This is a genomic window from Kitasatospora sp. NPDC032150 (assembly GCF_055579945.1).
Genome location: NZ_JBVIMH010000021.1, coordinates 117,498 through 135,166, shown reverse-complemented (window position 1 = coordinate 135,166; position 17,669 = coordinate 117,498). Strand labels below are relative to the sequence as shown.

The 17,669-nt window shown below is 69.1% G+C and carries 12 protein-coding genes; 4 read left to right on the top strand and 8 right to left on the bottom strand.

All coding sequences use genetic code 11. The annotated features are described in order from the left end of the window. Positions 1-404 precede the first annotated feature (404 nt). Both ACZ5ON_RS24070 and ACZ5ON_RS24065 read left to right on the top strand, forming a co-directional pair. Entirely contained in the window at positions 405-1,919 is a 1,515-nt protein-coding gene (locus ACZ5ON_RS24070) for a hypothetical protein (protein ID WP_465596281.1), read from the top strand. A 47-nt stretch (positions 1,920-1,966) separates the two neighbouring features. Next, a complete protein-coding gene (locus ACZ5ON_RS24065; RefSeq protein ID WP_465596278.1) occupies positions 1,967-2,302 on the top strand; it encodes a hypothetical protein in 336 nt (111 codons plus the stop codon). Positions 2,303-2,371: 69 nt separating this feature from the next. On the opposite strand, the gene ACZ5ON_RS24060 is transcribed toward ACZ5ON_RS24065, so the two are convergent. The 8 genes from ACZ5ON_RS24060 to ACZ5ON_RS24025 form a co-directional block, all read right to left on the bottom strand. After that, on the bottom strand, positions 2,372-3,712 hold the full coding sequence (locus ACZ5ON_RS24060; RefSeq protein WP_465596275.1) for a protein kinase domain-containing protein: 1,341 nt from the start codon (positions 3,710-3,712) through the stop codon (positions 2,372-2,374). Next, positions 3,709-4,686: a protein phosphatase 2C domain-containing protein gene (locus ACZ5ON_RS24055; RefSeq protein WP_465596272.1), complete on the bottom strand. Its 978-nt coding sequence runs from the start codon at positions 4,684-4,686 to the stop codon at positions 3,709-3,711. Before ACZ5ON_RS24055 ends, ACZ5ON_RS24060 begins: the two co-directional genes overlap by 4 nt. Then, positions 4,683-5,354, bottom strand: a complete 672-nt coding sequence (locus tag ACZ5ON_RS24050) for a vWA domain-containing protein (RefSeq protein WP_465596294.1) — start codon at positions 5,352-5,354, stop codon at positions 4,683-4,685. The genes ACZ5ON_RS24055 and ACZ5ON_RS24050 overlap by 4 nt, the downstream gene beginning before the upstream one ends. A 79-nt stretch (positions 5,355-5,433) precedes the next feature. After that, positions 5,434-5,562 carry a hypothetical protein gene (locus ACZ5ON_RS24045; protein ID WP_465596269.1) on the bottom strand — a complete coding sequence of 43 codons (129 nt, stop codon included), beginning with the start codon at positions 5,560-5,562 and terminating at the stop codon, positions 5,434-5,436. Between the two features lie 136 nt (positions 5,563-5,698). Further along, complete coding sequence (locus ACZ5ON_RS24040) at positions 5,699-7,351, bottom strand: TRAFAC clade GTPase domain-containing protein (protein ID WP_465596266.1); 1,653 nt, start codon at positions 7,349-7,351, stop codon at positions 5,699-5,701. Continuing rightward, complete coding sequence (locus tag ACZ5ON_RS24035) at positions 7,348-9,915, bottom strand: GTPase-associated protein 1-related protein (RefSeq protein WP_465596263.1); 2,568 nt, start codon at positions 9,913-9,915, stop codon at positions 7,348-7,350. Before ACZ5ON_RS24035 ends, ACZ5ON_RS24040 begins: the two co-directional genes overlap by 4 nt. A 73-nt stretch (positions 9,916-9,988) precedes the next feature. After that, positions 9,989-11,209 carry a TRAFAC clade GTPase domain-containing protein gene (locus ACZ5ON_RS24030; RefSeq protein WP_465596260.1) on the bottom strand — a complete coding sequence of 407 codons (1,221 nt, stop codon included), beginning with the start codon at positions 11,207-11,209 and terminating at the stop codon, positions 9,989-9,991. A gap of 1 nt (position 11,210) precedes the next feature. After that, positions 11,211-13,436, bottom strand: a complete 2,226-nt coding sequence (locus ACZ5ON_RS24025; RefSeq protein ID WP_465596257.1) for a SaeA-related protein — start codon at positions 13,434-13,436, stop codon at positions 11,211-11,213. Between the two features lie 1,046 nt (positions 13,437-14,482). On the opposite strand from ACZ5ON_RS24025, the gene ACZ5ON_RS24020 reads away from it, so the two are divergent. Both ACZ5ON_RS24020 and ACZ5ON_RS24015 read left to right on the top strand, forming a co-directional pair. Further along, a complete protein-coding gene (locus ACZ5ON_RS24020; RefSeq protein WP_465596254.1) occupies positions 14,483-15,706 on the top strand; it encodes a DNA methyltransferase in 1,224 nt (407 codons plus the stop codon). 26 nt (positions 15,707-15,732) lie between these two features. After that, positions 15,733-17,667 (top strand): ATP-binding protein, encoded by a 1,935-nt coding sequence (locus ACZ5ON_RS24015; protein WP_465596251.1) that lies wholly within the window; start codon positions 15,733-15,735, stop codon positions 17,665-17,667. Positions 17,668-17,669 lie beyond the last annotated feature (2 nt).

The window sequence follows — 17,669 nt, the reverse complement described above, 5'->3', positions numbered from 1 at the left end:
AGCCACGTGATCATTGTGACCGCCCGGCCATGCCCAAGGCAGCAACCGGACGGCACGTCACAACGGGGCGAACGTTGCCTGATGCGGCACTAGTTCCGACCGCTGCCGACCGTCCTTTACCACCTGTTCTGACACTGATCTGGCACGTGGCTGACCAGCTCCCCCGCCCGGCCTCCGCCAACGGATCTACAGGTGGCCTGCGCCGGTCGGCACTGTGAAGCGGAAGTCGCGCCCCCTCTGCACCGAGCGCTGACACCCATCCGGACCAGCCTTCTGGCCAACAACCGGGCAGGGCTCGCCCAGTGGGGACTAGGCTGGGTCGGCCGTACGGTTGCCGCCGCCCGGGATGCGGTGCGTCTGGGATGGCAGTCGGGGCAGAAGTCACCAGCCGGGGGAAGGTGCACGTGCCGCTCAAATCGCTTCCGACGTTACCCAAGCACCGCACCGACCTGGTCAGCCGCCGCATGTGTGCCACTGCCCACCTGGACCCCCGACTCGCCCGCGAGGTGCTCGCCGAGTATGTGGAGGACGGCATCCAGGCACTGGGCCCGCCGGTGGGGATCAACCTCATCGCCCTGGTACGCCACTCCCGGCTGGCGGAGGCCCGCATCCAGCGCCGGGATCGGGTACTGGCCGGGCTGCTCGCTACGCTGCTGGCCCTGATCACCTTTGCGGCGGCGCAGTTCGCCGACCAGCGACCGACCGTCGCCTTTGTTGCGCTCGGGGCGGCCCTGCTGGTCGTCGTGGCGGCGTTCGTCGTCGTGTACCGCGCACTCTGGGCCAGGTGGAGCATCGTCCTCGCGCTCAGCACCCGGGACGACTCCGCCATGGCGCTGGCCCCGCCGGTGGCGGCGGAGCTTGAGGACCGCCTGGCCTCGCTCAAGCGCCTCAACATGGTCGTCTACCACAACTCCGTGGAGAAGGTGAACCCGTTCGTCGGCAGCGGCTGGCGGATCAGCGAGTCGGTCTGGAACCCGCTCAACATCGGCCGCCCGGCCAAGGACGCCAACGGCACCGCGCTCGTTCCCCTCCCGTTCGACGCGGCCGATCTCCACCAGCACGTCGCCCGGCAGATGTCCAAGGCCACCGGACTCGAATCGCTGACCGCGCGCAACAGGCTGTACGTCCGTGGCTTCTACGTCTCCCACATCCCCGATGCGCTGCCCGATCCGACCACGCGCCCGGCGGCCGTCATACCGAGCGACTGGGTGAAGGCTGGAGCGGCCCGGCCCACCAAAGGCATGGAGACGTACCTCTGTCTGCGGGTGATAGGCGAGGGAGGGAATGTCGTGGTGTCGATGCACCTGCGCGCCCAGCTGCATCATCCGACACTCACTTGGGAGGTCAACTCCTACGTGCTACCTCCGCTCGGCGACCGTTTCGGCATCCCAGACAGGTTGCTGGCCGGGACGGTCCGGCGCAGACTCCGGGCGGCGCACGACGCGCTGCGGCAGACCCGTCCACTGCTGTTCGGATCGGCAGGTCGGCTGCTGCGGCGTTCCAGCGCCCGGGCGCGCACCGCCCGAGTCCTGGAGAAGCAGCGCAGGGAGATCCGGAAGGGTTATGCCACCTTCGACTTCGGCTCGACCAACAGCCTGCGAGAACGCGCTTCCTCCTGGGAGAAGATGGGTTTCGCCGAACGCCGCGACAGTACTACCTTCGTCAAGCTGATGACGCAGGCAGTACTGGTATCCACCCGCGAGTTCCTGACTGCACATCAGATCGACACCTCCGACCTGGACGATCAGCAGCAGCAGATCATCCAGCAGCAAACCACCATCTTCAACGGCGCGATCAGCAACGCGGTGATCGGCGGCACCGGCAACACTCAGAACAACAACCAGGGGCCGGTGGCACCGCCGGGTGGAGGATCTTCCTCCGGCCAGCCCTCGGCCGGCGGGTCGCCCGCCGTGCCGTAGGCCATCGCCCGACAGCACCCTTCGCCTCAGCAACTCAAGGAGTCCCATTGCCCGGCGGCGATCAGTTCACCTTCAATGCCGAGATCAAGAATTCCGTGATCGGCGGCAGCAACAATATTCAGAACAACTTCACCGGTGGCGAGTCCGCGGCCGATGCCGTGCGCCAAGCAGCCCGATTGGTCGAACTGGTCCAGCTGGAGGCCCCCGAACTCCGTCCGGCTGCCGAATCGGTGCACGCCGAACTCGTCCGGGCGGCCGAGCAGCAGGTCTCTCCCGACCGCGGTCGGATCCGCCCCTGGCTGGACACCATCGTCGTCGGGTTGACCGCGGGCAGCAGCGCGCTCACCCTGGCACAGGGTATCCACCAGGCTATCGGCGGCTGACCGGGCCCTGTCCGGCGCGAGCCGGGCCGTGCCGCACCGACGGCACACACACCGTCGGTGCGGCACGGCTCAGCTGGTATGCACCACCGCTTCGGTGCCACTGCCCAGGTCCACCCGCAGACCGTCCCGGAGCGGTACCGACCGGCCCGGCGGCACCGGGACCGTTGTACCGTCCGGGCGCCGAGCGCTCCAGGTAGTTGCTGATGTGCAGTTCGTCAGGCCGTACCGGCCGGGCTTCTGCGGATTTTCCGTGAGCTCGGCGATGACGGCCGAATCACCGAAGTCATGGCGCTCGGGCTCACCTGACAGGTGGTGCCCGTAGAGCTGGGCTCCGTGCCCGAGCCGGACCGTGCGGGCCACCTGCGGGCTGCTCGTGGTGACCACCAGCCACGGCGGCATGACCAGCGTTCGGCCGCATGACCAGCAGGTCTGCGCGATCGTGCCGGCCGGCTCCGTCATGTTCGGGCGGCCGCAGTTCGCGCAAACCACCATGGTGTCCCGGACCTGACTGAGCGCATCCCGCCACTGCGACTCGCGGACCCGGCGGTCCGGGTCGTGCAGGCCATCGGTGAAGTTCTGCTGGAAGAGCCGCCGCAGAACCGGCGGGGTGGCCGCCCAGGTAGCCAGTACCGTGCCCTGCTCCATCGGGTCCGGTCGGTTGGAGGCGTCCTGCGGGTCGAAGACGAAGATCGGCCGGGAGCCGTACATCCGCCGTTCGGCCGCCTCGTCCCAGCACCTGATCTGCAACTCCAGTACGCCCTTGAGTGGATGATGATTCATCAGCATCATGAACAGCAGCACCGAGAGCGAGTGCAGGTCCGTCTGGGTGCGCGGCACGGCTCCGTCATCTCCCCGAACCAGCTCGGGGGCCATGAAGTCCATCGTGCCGCTGATGCCGGAAACCTCGCCCTCGGGAACGGCGTTGTCGTTGTCGCAGATCAGCACCGACCCGTCCAGCGGGTCGAAGAAGACGTTACCCCAGGAGATGTCACGGTAGGCGACGCCCTGGGAGTGCAGCGACTTGTACGCCTCAACCATGTGGATGCCGGCCGTGAGCAGCGCCCGCGTCGAGGTCTTCAACTGGCGCTTGAACAGGTCGGGCAGGCCCTGGTACCGGTCCGGGCGGACCCCCATCAGGTAGCCGAACCCGTCGTCCGCGTCGCGCACGACCTCCTCTGGCCAGAGGAAGCGGTTGTCCGTAATCCCACGAGCCACCAGGTCCTCCACGATCAGGAGTTGGTTCTCGGTGGCGCTCTGCGGGAAGTACCACTTGAGGGCCCGGTCGCCCCGATCTGTCCGCACCCGGTAGACCTCGCCCTGCCCACCGGACCCGAGATACCCGGCGACTGTCACGGACCGACCGGTTTCGGTGACCAGGTTCGAGCCGATGTCGAGCATTCCGCTAGTCATTCGGAGTCCTCCGCAAGGGCGGGTCGTTCCGCCTCGTACACACTGTCTTCGACAACCGGCTCGGCCGCCCTTCGGCCCGTCCGGCCACCCTGGTCGTGCCAGGCCGCCGCCAGGGTCGTGTCGTCGCCGGAGTAGCCGGCCGCCGTGGCCAGCCAACGCGGCAGATCGTCCCGGACGGCCGAGAGCCCCGTCCGTTCCAGCCGCTCGTAGAACCCCCGGGCGAACTCCTCGAAGCCCGCCCGGTCGACGAAACTCTTGGACAGGCCGTCGGTGGAGAGCATCACCAGGCCCGGCGGGCGCGCCGCCCGAGCCAGCGGAGCCCAGTGCACCCGCATCAGCCTGGGTGCGTCGCGGCTGCACAACGAGTCAGTCTCGTCACCCAGTTCGGGTTGGACGGGCGCCAGCGGAAGCAGGAGACCTCCGGCGACCTGACCGACCAGGGTCAGCTCGCCGTCCCCGAGCTGCCAGGCCGCCACCAGCCCCGGGGTGAGCACAGCACCGAGCAGGGTCGTGCCGTACGGCAGCAGGTCTCGCCGCCTCGGTGGTTCGCCGGCTGCTGGGGGCGGAGTGTCCAGCGGGTGCTCTCGCAGGTGCTCGGCGCACCGTTCCTCCCAGGCCCGCACGATGTCGTGCGGCATCCGCTGCTGGGCCTCTGCCCGCAATCGGGTCAGTGGCTGGCCCCGGACGGCGCGTTCGGCGAACTCCCCGGCCAGACGCAGGAAGACCTCCACCGCGAAGCGGGCGCCATGGTGGCTGCGGGAGTGCGTCGAAGCACCGTGCCCGTCCGCCGCCGCGAGCAGCTGCACCTGGGCCGACCGCTGCCCGTCGGCCACGTCGAGCGTGCGGCCCTCGGCGTAGTCCTGGCAGCGTGTTTTGTGCGGGCCGGTCACACCGTGGTAGAGGATCCGCCAGGCGGCCTCCGGACCAGCTGCGGGCGGGCGTTCACCCTCGGGCTGGGCAGGCGGCACACTCACCACACGTCATCGTCGTCATCGTCCTGCGAAACCACCGGCGGAGCGTAGGGTCCGTATCCGCCGGAGCCCTCCTCCTTGCCCGCCATCGGCTTGGAGGCTGCCTTCACCGCCACGGTGGACGCCCATCGAATCGCTGCCGCCAGCGCCTTGGGGCTGTTGGCGTCCAACGGCTCAAGCTCAGGGTTGGCGAGGAACTCCTTGAGCACCGCCCGGTCGGCGTCCTCACCAATGGCGATGGCGACCCGGACCGCTCGCTGTCCCCAGGGTGTGGCGTCGATCGCCTTCAGCCCCGCACGCCAATCGTCGGTCGGCTGCCCGTCGGACACCAAGGCGAGTACCGGCTTCAACGCCCGCGAAGGCATCGGCGGGATTTCCAATTCGCGGGCGACCATCTTCAGCGCCTCGCCCAGGTTGGTCATGTTCTCGGTCCTGACGTCCGTCCAACGGAAGTCGTCGATCGGGACGGGCGTGGCCTGCTGCCACTTCGCACTCGACGAGAACGTCAACACCCGCACCAACAATGAGGCCGCCGGGTTGTCGTGCGCCACGGATTGCATGGCCGGAAGGGCCTCGCGGATGGCGAAGTTCAGCGACCCGATCTTCCCGTTGAACTCCATCGAGTACGAGCAGTCGAGAATCCAGAAGAAGTGGACCGGCCTGGTCGCCATCGGACCGCCGGGCATGTCGCTCATGGTGGTTCTTCCCCTCGAATGGCGTCTCCCCGACGCCGCAGGCCGGATTGGACGATCAGGTGACGCTGTGGGCGAGCAGCAGGCCCGCGACTGCCAGCACGCCCAGGGCGGCAACCGAAGCCGCGACCACGAACAGCACCAGGACGACTCTGCGTTGCCGCGCGATGTGCTCCGGTACGTCCACCGTGTCCTCCGTCCGCCCGCCCACGGTGCGACCTGCGCATCAGCCGGTCCGGGTGATCAGCGGTCTGAATCTACCGCACGGCGGGTGGGCCGTCAGAGACTTGCTCCAACTGGTCCGAACGGCCCGTCTACCGGCGTCATCTCGATCTGCTCCCGATCGGAACACGCGGCCGTCTCTCGCCACCGGCTCCCGGCGCCCCTCTGCCGTCCGGAACGAGCGGGCCGACCGGTAGCCCGGTGCGGGACAGCAGCCAGAGCACCGGGGCCGCGGCAGCCATCGCCTCGGCCTCGATTGCCTGAGGGCCGGTCGCGGCACGGGAACTGACAGCCCAGTACCTGGTCTCGCCGAAAGCCCGGCGCAGACCCCGGACCAGGCCCTCCAGCCCCACCTCGCAGAGCCACTCGCCCACCCCGGCCCCGACCGGCACCGGCCCGCAGCTCTCCAACCCGTCCAGCACGTCCCGTTTGGTCACCGCCACGGCCACCGGTGTGCGCGCCCGGCGCCCGGACATGGCCTGGATCTCTCCGGCGAGCCGGTCGAAGGTCACCGTCGGCTGCTCCCGCGCCGGCCGGGCCAGCGCCGTCTCGTCCTGCTCCCCGGCAGACAGCCTGCTGCGGAACTCCCGGTCCGCGAGCGCGTCGCAGACCAGCAGCAGCCCGTCCACATGGGCAAGGTAGCGTTGATCACGCAGCGAGTCGGTGTTTCTCAGCGTCTCACCCATCGGGTCGTACAGATACAGCAGCCGACGTCGGCGCCCCTTCGACACCCGGACCATGAAGGCCTGCGGCAGCGTCTCGGTGGTCGCCCAGACCCAGTCGCCAGATCGCAGCAGCTGATCGGCCCGCTCATAACGGTCCTCGTCGGCAGCGGTTCCAAAGTCGACCGCGAGCCCGGACCTGCGGGTTCCCGCCAGCAGCCCCGTCACCGCGGCCATCAGCAACATGGTCTTCCCCGCGGAATCGGCACCGATCAGCGGCAGGTGCACCAGTCGGGCCGAGCCGAGCCCCTCGGGCAGGACCCGACTGCAGTGCGGGCAGAGCGAGACCAACCGCCCTCGGCGTCCCGGCGAGAGTGTCGGCAGGCTCTGCCCGCACCGGCAGACCCGACGGAACATCCCGTACCTACCTGGCCGCAGCGCCGGGTGCCGCCGCGAACAGCCCCCGCACTGGTACACGGGCAGGTCGATGGCTTGCCAACACCCGGGGTACGGGCAGCGCATGCGAATCCCGCGTGCCCTGAGCCACACCCGCTCCAGACCACGCGCCACGAACGCCGCGGTTGCCAACGAAGCCACGGCCAGCGCGAGCTGCGCCGCGAACAGCAGAAGCAGGGCGACCACGACTATGGCGGCCATCACCGCGCCCACCACCGCACCCACCGCGACGCCCAGACCAACCAGCCTGGCCAGCTTGCGGACGGCCCAGTTGTCGATTGTCCGCCCCGCCCGATTGAGCCCCTGCATCCGGCGCCAGCCGCGGTCGTTCAACCATGCGTCGACGAGCCGGCGCCACCAGGCCAGAGCTCCAGACCGGGCGGCAGTGCCGCCGTCGACCCAGACCTGCCGCCACCAGTACGACGCGTACGCGGGTTCGGTGCCGGAGCCCGGTGGCACAATTCGACGGTCCGGGCGGCCGGCCCGCCAGGGGCCCAGGCGTCGCCCGGCGGTCTGGGCGAAAGTGCCGTAGAACTCGGGTGCGCTGACCACGGCAGTCACACCGCCGATCACGGCGACCACGGTCAGCAGCGCCAGCGCCGCATCCCGCAACACCAGCCAGAGGGTGGGGTTCATCGTCCGTCCTCCCGGTCCGTGCCACGGCGAGGCGGTGGGGCCAGGTCAGGTGAGGGCCGATGGCCCGGCGGCCCGGCGGCGCGCCCCGGACCGCGGCGCAGCCCGAAGCGCTCCGCGAGGCCCGGGCGGTACCACCCCTTCCACCGCTCGGTCCACGATCCGCCGCGGGGGACCACGAAGGGGGCCCGCCCCACCAGCCGCCCGATCTCGGCCAGCTCGTCCGGCGAGAACCTGCGCAGCAGCGGCTTCAGGACCTCGGCCAGCAGCCCTTCCCTGGTCCGGTCCCACAGCTGCGAGGCGCCGGGCATGGACTGCCACGCAACGAAGCAAGCGGCCGGATAGCGCAGGTCCGACCGCATCCGGTCCAACATCGAGCGCCCGCCCGCCAGCCGCTGGTACGCCGATAGCAGCCCCTCGTCTCCGCTGTTGGCCAGGGTGGCCAAGTCCTCGGCAGACAGCACCTCGGTAACGCCGGGCCCAGCCGGTACGGACGGACCGAAGCCCACCAGCACCCGGTGTGCCACCGCGTCGTCGAGGCGTCGGGCGATGGCCGGTTCGAGCGGCCAGGCCCGGTGCGCCAGTGCCAGCGCCCTACCGGTGAAACCTGGCCCGACCTCACCGGAACGCACCTGGGCGGCGTACAGCAGCACGTCGAGTGCCGCGGCTTCCCGGCCCTCGGTCATCCCCCCGGCAAGCAGGGCTGCCGCGAGGACCGGGGCGTGGACGTCGTCCGGCGGGCTGCCGAGTGCCACGGCCACCAAGTCGCGCTGCAGGCCGGCCGAGCACAGCAGATCGGGGCCGATCACGGCCAGCAGGTCGCGAGCGTCGACGGCGCCCGGCGGCACGGTCGGCCAAGCCAGTCGGTAGACCGTCCGCAGCAGAGAAGGATCCTCGGACACAAGGCCGACGACGGGCGAGTTCAGCAGATGACGCAGCAGCGGCAGCCCGCCTCGGCCAGAGGGCGCCGCCAGTACCGTCTGCAGATGCGGATATTCGCTGAAGTCAGCCCATGAGATGCAGATATGACGATCCGCCAAGGCGGCCGAGACGGCCCACGGATCGCCTTCCAGGGCCATGTCGTTGAGCCGGTCCAGCACCGGGGAGCGCAGCGGAACGCCGTACGCCCGGTCCAGCAGGGCAGCCGCGCGCTCCGCCGACCGGCCGTCGGAGCCGACCAGAGCCGCCGCCAGGTGGCCAGCCACCCGGCCCGACTCCGGACCGAGCTCGACGCCCAGGCGGTCCGCGAGTTCGAGCAGCATCAGAACGCGGTCGAACGACGCGACGCCGTCCGACACCGCTGCTCGGAGCGCGGCCCCGATCTCGGCCTCAAGCACCATGGTCGCCACCGCGCTCCGCCGAAGCAGCAGCGGGTCGATGGTGACGGTTGACGAAGGGTCGCGCAGCACGACACGGACCGCTGCGGCGGCGACCGGGTCGGCGACGCCGTCCGACCACCCGGCGGCGCGCAGCGCGATGCCGAGTCGTGCGAACTCCGTTGCCGGCTGTGGCTCTTCGCCGGCCGCGGCAGCCACCAGGCCTTCGACGAAGGTGCGCCAGAAGTCCTCGTCGTGCTCCCGGGCGTGGCCGCAGGCCCAATCGACCGCCGCATGCAGCCCGTCCACCGCCAGGCTGATGCCCGCGCCCAACGCCAGCGCCGCCAGTCGGCCCGTGCCGAACTCGTCCGAACGGTCGGCTGTTCCGTGCTCCCGCTGCCCGGCCGCAGCCCGCTGGAAGAGGTCGGGCCGCCCGGCCAACCAGACCCGGGCCGCGATCCGGGCCCAGAGACTGGACCGATCTGGGCTCGACGGGCCGCCCGCTCCATGGTGCACGCGATACTGGTGGTTGAGTTCGGCCGGGCTGAAACCGAACTCGGCGTCCTGCCGTACTCCCACCACCATGTGCTTGGAGCGATAGGGGCGTCGGGTGTAGGTGATGAACGTGAGCTCGGCCGCGTACCGGGCGGGCAGCGCACCGCACGCGAGCGCGACCCATCGCGCGACGCTCGCCGGCTCCTGTTCGACCAGCACCAGTTGGGGGCCGGCCTGCTCGGCGAAGAGCTCCTGCACATCCGCCAGGAAGACAGCCAGCCGGTCCGCTCGCTCCCGGGCGAAGCGGGTCAGCACCTCCCGGCCGAAGGTGCCACCGGCCGCGAACTCCGTCAGCGGTTCGGCGTTCGACCTCCCCGGGTCGGTGGACTGCCAGGACGGCGATCCCCATGCCTCCACCGGAAGCAGCCGGCCGGGCAGCATGGCACCGCGGGGCAAGTGGACGGCGTGGGCATGGAAGTTGCCGTAGCGCCCCGTGTAGTCGGCACCGGTGTAGACCGTCCGGCTGAGCAGGCTGCTGCCGTCCACCAGCCGGGTGAAAGCCAACGTCACCGGGAAGGACGCCAGTTCGGCATCATCGGGTCGAGCGGGGGCGTCGCGCGGCGGCTCGTACCCCAGGACCGGCTCGGCCTGCCGGAGGATCTCGGGACCGATCCCCGCCGACACCGCGGTAAACCGGAACCCCGAACCGTCCGAACCGGGCGGCGCAGAGGTGTAGTGCAGCTGCTCCAGTGCCACCGTCATCCCCTTTCGTACGACCATTGCGTGTCGGCCCGTCCGAGCCGCAGGCGCGGGCGCCGTCCGCCCTGGGTCACTTCGTCCGCCTGACCGGGAGCAGCCCACGCAGACCGAGTAGCCAGAACAGGGGATCCTCCACCCGAACCGGCTGCGGTCCCTGCTTGGGTGCGTCAGCGGGTGCACCGGCAGGCGGCGGCGCCCCCAGGGCGGAGAGCGCGAACAGCGAGAAGGTCTGGAAGTCCCGGTCGAGTTGCCGATACAGCGCCCCGCCGTCCCAGTCCTCCAGGAGTGCCCGTACCTCATGGTGGACGCCGAGCCGGTCCGCTTCATCCAGCTTGCCGCCCATATGGGTGGCGTTGGTGGCCACTGGTGAGCCGGGCGGCAGGACCGTACGGAGCTCGTCACTCTTGGTCAGCGCCACGGCCAGCGGCGTCGACACCCGGCCCTGGGAGTTGCCGCGCCGGTGACCGCGCAGCTGCTCGGCCAGGTCGGCCACGATCTGGACCGGCGACGCCTCGATGTCGGGCAGCCGGCTGCCCTGTCCGGCGAGCAGGTCACGGACCGCCCGCAGCTGAAGCGGATCCACCATCAGAATGATCCCGTCGGCGGCGGCCAGGTAGGCGGTGTAGCGGTCCATCGCCTCGGCGCTGGCTAGGTTCTCCCCGGCGGCGTCGAAGAACACCAGCGAGGTGTGCCGACTCCCGTTCCCCCGCAGGCCGGCCCGCGGCAGGCTCAGCCGGAACATCAGCGGGTCGTTGAAGCTCATCGCGGCACTCTGGGTAGGGGCGGGCAGCCGCAGGCCGTCGTACAGGTCCTCCTCCATCTCCTGGAACCGGGCCTGCGTCGATGCCCCCATCGCGGGCAGCGCCGCGCCGAAGGGACGGCCCGCTCGGCCGCGCAGCTCGTGGACCAGCACCGTGGTGGCCGTGCTCTTGCCCGCCGTCTTCGGGCCGACCAACGCGATGATCCGGCTCTCCTGGTCGCAGTAGTCGGCGGGCAGGTCGCTGTGGCAGGTCCGGCAGACTCGGACCGGCGTGGTGACACCGCAGCTCGGGCAGGCGGCGCGCCCCTTCCTCGCGCTAAGCCGCCCCGGCGGATCGAACAGCGGCCCCCGCAGCGCGGCCCGCTGGCTGCCCCCACTCGCGGCCCGTCCGGTGAAGGTGGCCCACACCTCGTCCGGCTCGGGCCCGCACGGGTTGCTGCCCCGTACTCCCACCGATGACATCAGGCAGCGGTACTGCAGCTGGGAGGCGTTGTCCCGGCTGAAGCAGTAGGGGCAGACCACATCGGTCATCTCAGCGAACCACCAAAGCATCGAGTGGAGGGTCCTGCAGTCGGGCACCGGCGGCGTGTGGGCCGGTCAGAAAGGCTCGCAGGACGGAGGGACGGGACAGCTCCCGCAGGTCGAGGCGGGTAACGAACGGCGCGGCGGACGTCAGCTCCTCCCCCGAGACGTGCAGCAGTTCAACGCCCTGCTCCGGCCGGAGCGGGCGAATGGGGCCGGCCAGCGCGACCAGCCGGAAATCCGGACAGTGCGACTCTTCGTCCGTGCCCGGTCGGCTGGCCCGGATCTCGACCGGCAGCAACGCCGGGGCACGCCGGCGGGACCGGCCCAGTGTCCAGGAGACCTGGACGCAGGCCGGCAGTACGAGGTCGGTCGAGTCCGTGATGACCAGGTCGGCGGCCTCACTGCTGACCGGGGACACCGTCACCCGGCACAGCCGGTCGTCGACCGGCAGGGTCAGTCCGTCACGGAGGTAGCTGCTGCGCACGACCTTCTGTGCTTCGGTCCGTCCGCCCTGGGTCCAGCTGACGACGACCTGCTGCGCCGAGTCGGGCCAGGCGAACGAGACCCGGGCCGTGCCGTCGGCGGAGCGCACCACTGCCAAGCCGTCGACGGCACCGCGGGTATCGAGCAGAAGCGTCGGCCCCGCGACGCTCCGCCGCCCCAGCGTCGTGATCGCGGTGAGCCGGGTGAGCACTCCGGGTACCAGGTCGAGCTCAACAGCCTTGCGTTGCGACGGCACTGAGCGACCGGCCAGCGGCGCCAAGCCGTCGGTACGGTGCGTGAGGTCCTCACCGGCGGCCGGCGGCAGCGCATCGGGCCACCAGACCAGCCGCACCTCGCCACGTTCCGGCACGGCCCACTCCAGCCGGACCGCCCCCTCCGTCGTCGCCCGGCTGGCCGACAACGCCTCCAACTCGTCCGGCCACTCCTCCACGAGCACCCGGGCAGACACCCCGTCGGACCAGACAAACTCACCGTCGGGGGACGGGTAACCGCAGCGCACGGTGTACACGTAGCCGCCCGGTGTCACCCCCTCGTCGACGAATCCCTCGTGCTCGCAGCCGACCCACGAGGGCGGCTCTAACCCGTCCGCACCGGGCTCGGCCTGCCGCAGTACCTGCACGGCTGCCGCCGCCCGTGGCACCTGCCATCCTCCCACCACCCGCCGACGTCCCGGGCTCAGATCGAGCCCGGACACCTCGGGTGTGACCGGGCACGGTTCACCGACCAACGCCCGGCCCACTACCTGCCCGTCCACCACCGGCAGCACGGCGTAGCGCACCGTACTTCCGAACTCCGGTCTGATGTCCAGAAGTTCGGCCTGGCCACCGACGCCGATCTCGACTGCACGGCCCGGCTCACCCGCCGAATACCGCAGCACCCTGTACGACACCGCCGGGCTGCCCGGGGAGCGCGACACGGCATCCTCCCAAGTCAACCGGACCCCCTGGACGGTGGGAACCGAGCGGATCTCGGGCGAACCGGTCGCCGACGACAGCCGGCCGGAGGCCCGGACCAGGGCGGACACGGCGGCCGGTTCATCGGCGCCGAGGCGTACCGCCCGCAGGCAGCAGGCGACCGCCTCCCCGAAGCGGTCGCCCCGTTCCAGTGCTGCTGCCTCGTCGAGCAGGGCGCTCAACTCCGCCCGGTCGGCCGCGATCCGATGCCGAAGCTGTTCGAGCAGATGATCGCCGGACGCCGCGGGCAGCCGGTCGGCGAAGGCAGCCGCCTGCCGCAGCCGTCGGGACCGCCAAGCGTCCAGCAGCCCCTCCGCCGCCTCCCGGTCCGCGCCCCGCCAGGCAACGGCCGCCGCCACCTCCGCAGCCTCCTCCGGATGCACGCCCAACTCCTGGGCAGCGTCGGCCCCGATACCCTGCGGATGCTCCCGGAGCAGAACAAACAGCTGATAGAGCGCCAGCCGCCGAAGACCCATCCGGTCGGACTCCAGGACCGCATGCACCCGGCCCAGGACAGCGGCTGCGGCATCGCTCCGCGGATCCCCCGACGCCCGCCACCCGTCCGCAATCTCCCGTACGTACGCCTGGTCGGCCAGCCGCCACCGCCTGGCCCGGCCGGGAAACCACAAACCGTCCAGCACCCGGAATCCGGGCCTGGCCTCACTGATCGGGCCCGGCCCTGGAAGCACCAGAACCTGCACGACATGCCGGGCCCCGAGCACGCGAAGGTCGTCGGCCAGCCCCGCGTAGTCCACCACCGCGGGAAACGCCGGCAACCCCACCCCCGGTCCCCTGCTCGCCCCCGCCACCAACCGTGCCCCGCCTCCGCGCCCCGGCAGGCCCGGCCCCGGCATCGAAGCCGCACAGCCCCTGCCCGCATCAACTGACTCCGCCACGCCGACCTGAGCGATGACTCTGCCACACCGACCCGACCGAGCCCCCATCACAGCAGATGTTCAGCCCCGACGCCCCCTCTTTCACCCCATCGATGAGATCCCGCGAGCCGACGGAGGCCGGGCCATGCCGCCGGTCCTCCGTACGCCGTGGAGTCCGCGTCCGAGCCCGAGACAAGCCGTCGGCTTGTGAGTCCGCCCTAACGATCCGAACCGATCACGCCGCTCGTGTGTCGGCCTGGGCCAGATCACGGAACCCCCCAACCGGCCAGTCGTGCAGCCAGCCTCCCGACCATCCCGTCGATTGCTTCGTCGAAGGCGGCATCGCCGGGCTCAGACTCAGAACCACACGCGGACGGGATGGCAGGCACCCGGCCGGGCGATAAGCCCTGACCGCCGGTGCGGCTGCCCCTGGTGGCGCATGGCGCGATCCCGGTAGTAATGGACCAGGCAATAGTGAAGCCGCAGGTCGCTGACCTGCGGCTTTCCTTATGGAGCGGGCGACGAGAATCGAACTCGCGCTCTAAGCTTGGGAATCTTTGGGCTTCCGGGCCGAAAAATGCCCCTGCCCTGCAGTGATGCCAGCGCATTGGACTCTTCGGAGACCCGACACAGACCGCTGCTACCCGGCGTTCACCACCCGTTCTGGCACGGATCTGGCACGACGCAGCTCGGCCCGTTCGGCTGCCGTTGCAGCCTGCCTGCAGCTGCGTTCCGCCTTGCGCCCCCAGCCACCAGCGCCAAGGCCCGCTGCTGACGGAGCCACCGACTTGCCAGCTGATGATGGGATCCCGACATCTCACGCCCATCTTCGCTGACAGATTTTGTGATCTCTATGCGCCGAACGGGTGACGGAAGGTAGTGTCAGGGTTGCTCAGGCCCAAGGGTGTACTGGCCTGCAACTGCACTGGTACTACATGATCAGAGGCATGAGCGTTTCCACGAGCTACCCGATCCAGGACCTTCCGCTGCAGTGGCGCTCTGCCCCCCGGCGGTGGGGTCATTCCTTGCATAGCCTGTGCAGCTACTTTGCCATGTTCCCACCGCAGTTGGCGCACTTCTTCATCGACTGGCTCACTCAGCCAGGCGAGTCCGTCTATGACCCGTTCTCCGGCCGGGGAACTGTGCCGCTCGAAGCCGTGCTCCAGGGCCGCCGCGGATACGGCAGTGACGCCAACCCGCTGGCTGTCGTCCTCTCGCAGGCCAAGACGCGGGTACCGAGCAAGCGCACCCTGCTTAAGCGTCTCGCCGACCTCGAGGCCGGCTTTTCACCACGTGCAGTGTCGATCGCCAACGAGCCTGCCAACATCTCCATGCTCTATAGCGACAAGACGTTGCGGCAGCTGGTTTGGCTCAAGGAGCGGCTGGACCGGACGAACGACACCGACTGCTTCTGGATCGCCACGATCCTGGGGATGCTCCACGCAAACCACAACAAGTCCGGCCCCCAAGGCTTCTCGATCAGCATGCCGAACACATTCGCGATGGCCCCGGGCTACGTGGCGAAGTACATCCAGGAGCACGGCCTCGTGCGGCCCGAGGTTGATGTCTTCGCGATGCTGAGGACCCGGCTGGAGCGCCTAGAGCTCCCAACTGCCAAGCGGGAGGGCGGCAAGAGTTGGGTCCACGATGCCACGACCGCAGCACCATCATGGCTCGTCCAGCGTCGCCCCAAGTTGATCTTCACGTCCCCTCCGTACCTGCAGGTGATCAAGTACGGCAAGTACAACTGGGTCCGGCTCTGGTTCCTGGGCGAGACATCCTCCGAGGTCGACCAGCGGCTAATGGCCTCGGCCTCGCTCACCCGCTATCTGGAGTTCATGAAGTCGGTCTCGGCGAACCTCCAGCAGGTCGTCGCCGAAGACGGCTACGTGTGCTTCGTCATCGGGGACGTCCGCCGCGGCGACGAAGACCTCAACCTCGCCCAGGCCGTCTGGGACGAAGTACTGCAAGACCAGGGCTGGCACCTGCACGGGATCATTGCCGACGAGATCCCCCAGGACCGCAAGGTCAGTCGCATCTGGAAGAACAACAGCGGCCGGGCCACCAAGGTCGACCGGCTTCTGCTGCTCAGCCCCACACCTCAGAAACTCCCGGACGTCGTCCCGCCGTCCTGGGCACAGAAGCTGTCATTCGCGAACGCGCGCAGCTAGGACCTCTCAAGAGGGGGAACCGCACCATGACCATGCTCGAGGAGCTCAAGCAGCTCGCCAGCGTCGATCTTTTCGCGGAGAGCCGCAAGGAAGACGCCTTCGTCGGCCGGCCCTTCTACCTCGACTTCGACCGTCTGCGCCTGATGAGCAACGACAAGTGGAAGCAGAGCGTCGGCGGAGTCCCAGCTGGCGCCTTCCTCCTCGCGCTCTACAACGGAGAAGCCGGCATCGACGAGGCCATCTTGCTGCGGGTACTGCGCCCCACCAAGCTGCCGACCGACGACGACATGGTGATGGCCATGGTCGACCACTACAAGGAAGCCCCCCGGGACGACAGCGGCACCCCTCTCGACTCCTACACCCGTGCCGAGTTCCAGTTCTCGGGCCTCGAGTGCCGCGTGATTGGCACCTTCTACCGGGACGAGACCCGCACCACCCGTTTCGCCGGCGACCTGGACAACTTCTACGCCCCGCACAACTACCGCGTCGTCAAGCCCAGCGGCAAGATCCTTGAATACCTCGTCAACTTCCGTGAGCAGGGCATCCCTGGCGGCAAGGGCGACGAGCGGATCGGACGGGTCCGTTACAGCTCCAGCCTCAGGCACCACACCGGCGACGAGGTCCCGGTCTACGTTTCCGCCCTGGACTTCCTCGGCAAGCGGACTGCCCTGTTCGGCATGACCCGCACCGGCAAGTCCAACTCCGTCAAGAAGATCATCCAGGCCACCGTGGGGATCTCCGGCTCCGGCGTGAAGATTAAGGACGAGGAGATCCTCCCCGTCGGCCAGATCATCTTCGACATCAACGGTGAGTACGCCAACGCCAACCAGCAGGACGATGGCACCGCGATCTTCCAGCAGTACCCGAACGACGTCACCCGCTACAGCGTTCTCGACAAGCCCGGCTTCAGGGTTATGAAGCTCAACTTCCACAACTCGATCGTCGAAGGGCACGGACTGCTGTCCAGCCTCCTCGACGACGACAAGAGCACCTACACCAAGGCGTTCTGCGCGATCGACTGGACCGCGCCCGACCCCAGCGACTTCTCGGCCAACACTCGCTACGCCGTCAAGAAGGCCGCCTACCAGGCGTGTCTGAAGGCTGCCGGGTTCAGCAACGGCGGCAAGAAGATCTACTTCAAGGTCAGGCAGCAAATCAGGGAAAGCGGCATCCCAGGGTTGGCCGGCGTCGACCCGAGCCAGGGCATCTCCCTCGATGACGCCATCGCATGGTTCGAGGCCGCGTGGGAGCACTACGACGACGCCAACGGTCCCTTCCAGGCGTACAAGGCCAAGGAGGGCCGGGACTGGGCTGACGAGGACACCCAGACCCTGATGCGCTTCCTCACGCGCCGCTCGAAGCCCGGCGGATCCGCCAACGAGGCTGGCTTCCGCAAGCTGATCAAGCACCGCCAGCTGCACACCGACAAGGCCACGAACCCGTTCGAGGAAGAGATCGTGGGCCTCCTGCGCGCCGGGAAGATCGTGATCCTGGACCTGTCGCAAGGCAACCCCGATATCCAGCGCACCTACTCCGACCGTGTCTCGCGCGCGATCTTCAACGAGGCGATGGACCGGTTCATCAACAACGGCCTCACGAACTTCATCCAGATGTACTTCGAGGAGGCCCACAACCTCTTCCCCCGCAAGGACGACAAGGACCTCACCCAGATCTACAACCGCATCGCGAAGGAGGGTCAGAAGCTCCGGCTCGGCCTGTGCTACGCGACTCAGGAGGTCAGCTCGATCTCCGGGAGTATCCTGAAGAACACTCAGAACTGGTTCGTCTCGCACCTGAACAACCGCGATGAGCTGCGGGAGTTGGACAAGTTCTACGACTTCGAGGACTTCACGGAGAGCCTGCGGCGCACCACTGATAAGGGCTTCATCCGGCTCAAGACCGACTCGAATACGTTCATCGTGCCGATTCAGGTCGACCCGTTCAAGGTCGCGGGGGTCTGAGC

Excerpts from the sequence above, each read along its gene's own strand:
- ACZ5ON_RS24020 (WP_465596254.1), top strand. The coding sequence starts at position 14,483 with ATGAGCGTTTCCACGAGCTACCCGATCCAGGACCTTCCGCTGCAGTGG.
- ACZ5ON_RS24040 (WP_465596266.1), bottom strand. The coding sequence starts at position 7,351 with ATGAACCCCACCCTCTGGCTGGTGTTGCGGGATGCGGCGCTGGCGCTG.
- ACZ5ON_RS24050 (WP_465596294.1), bottom strand. The coding sequence starts at position 5,354 with ATGGCGACCAGGCCGGTCCACTTCTTCTGGATTCTCGACTGCTCGTAC.
- ACZ5ON_RS24015 (WP_465596251.1), top strand. The coding sequence starts at position 15,733 with ATGACCATGCTCGAGGAGCTCAAGCAGCTCGCCAGCGTCGATCTTTTC.
- ACZ5ON_RS24030 (WP_465596260.1), bottom strand. The coding sequence starts at position 11,209 with ATGACCGATGTGGTCTGCCCCTACTGCTTCAGCCGGGACAACGCCTCC.
- ACZ5ON_RS24060 (WP_465596275.1), bottom strand. The coding sequence starts at position 3,712 with ATGACTAGCGGAATGCTCGACATCGGCTCGAACCTGGTCACCGAAACC.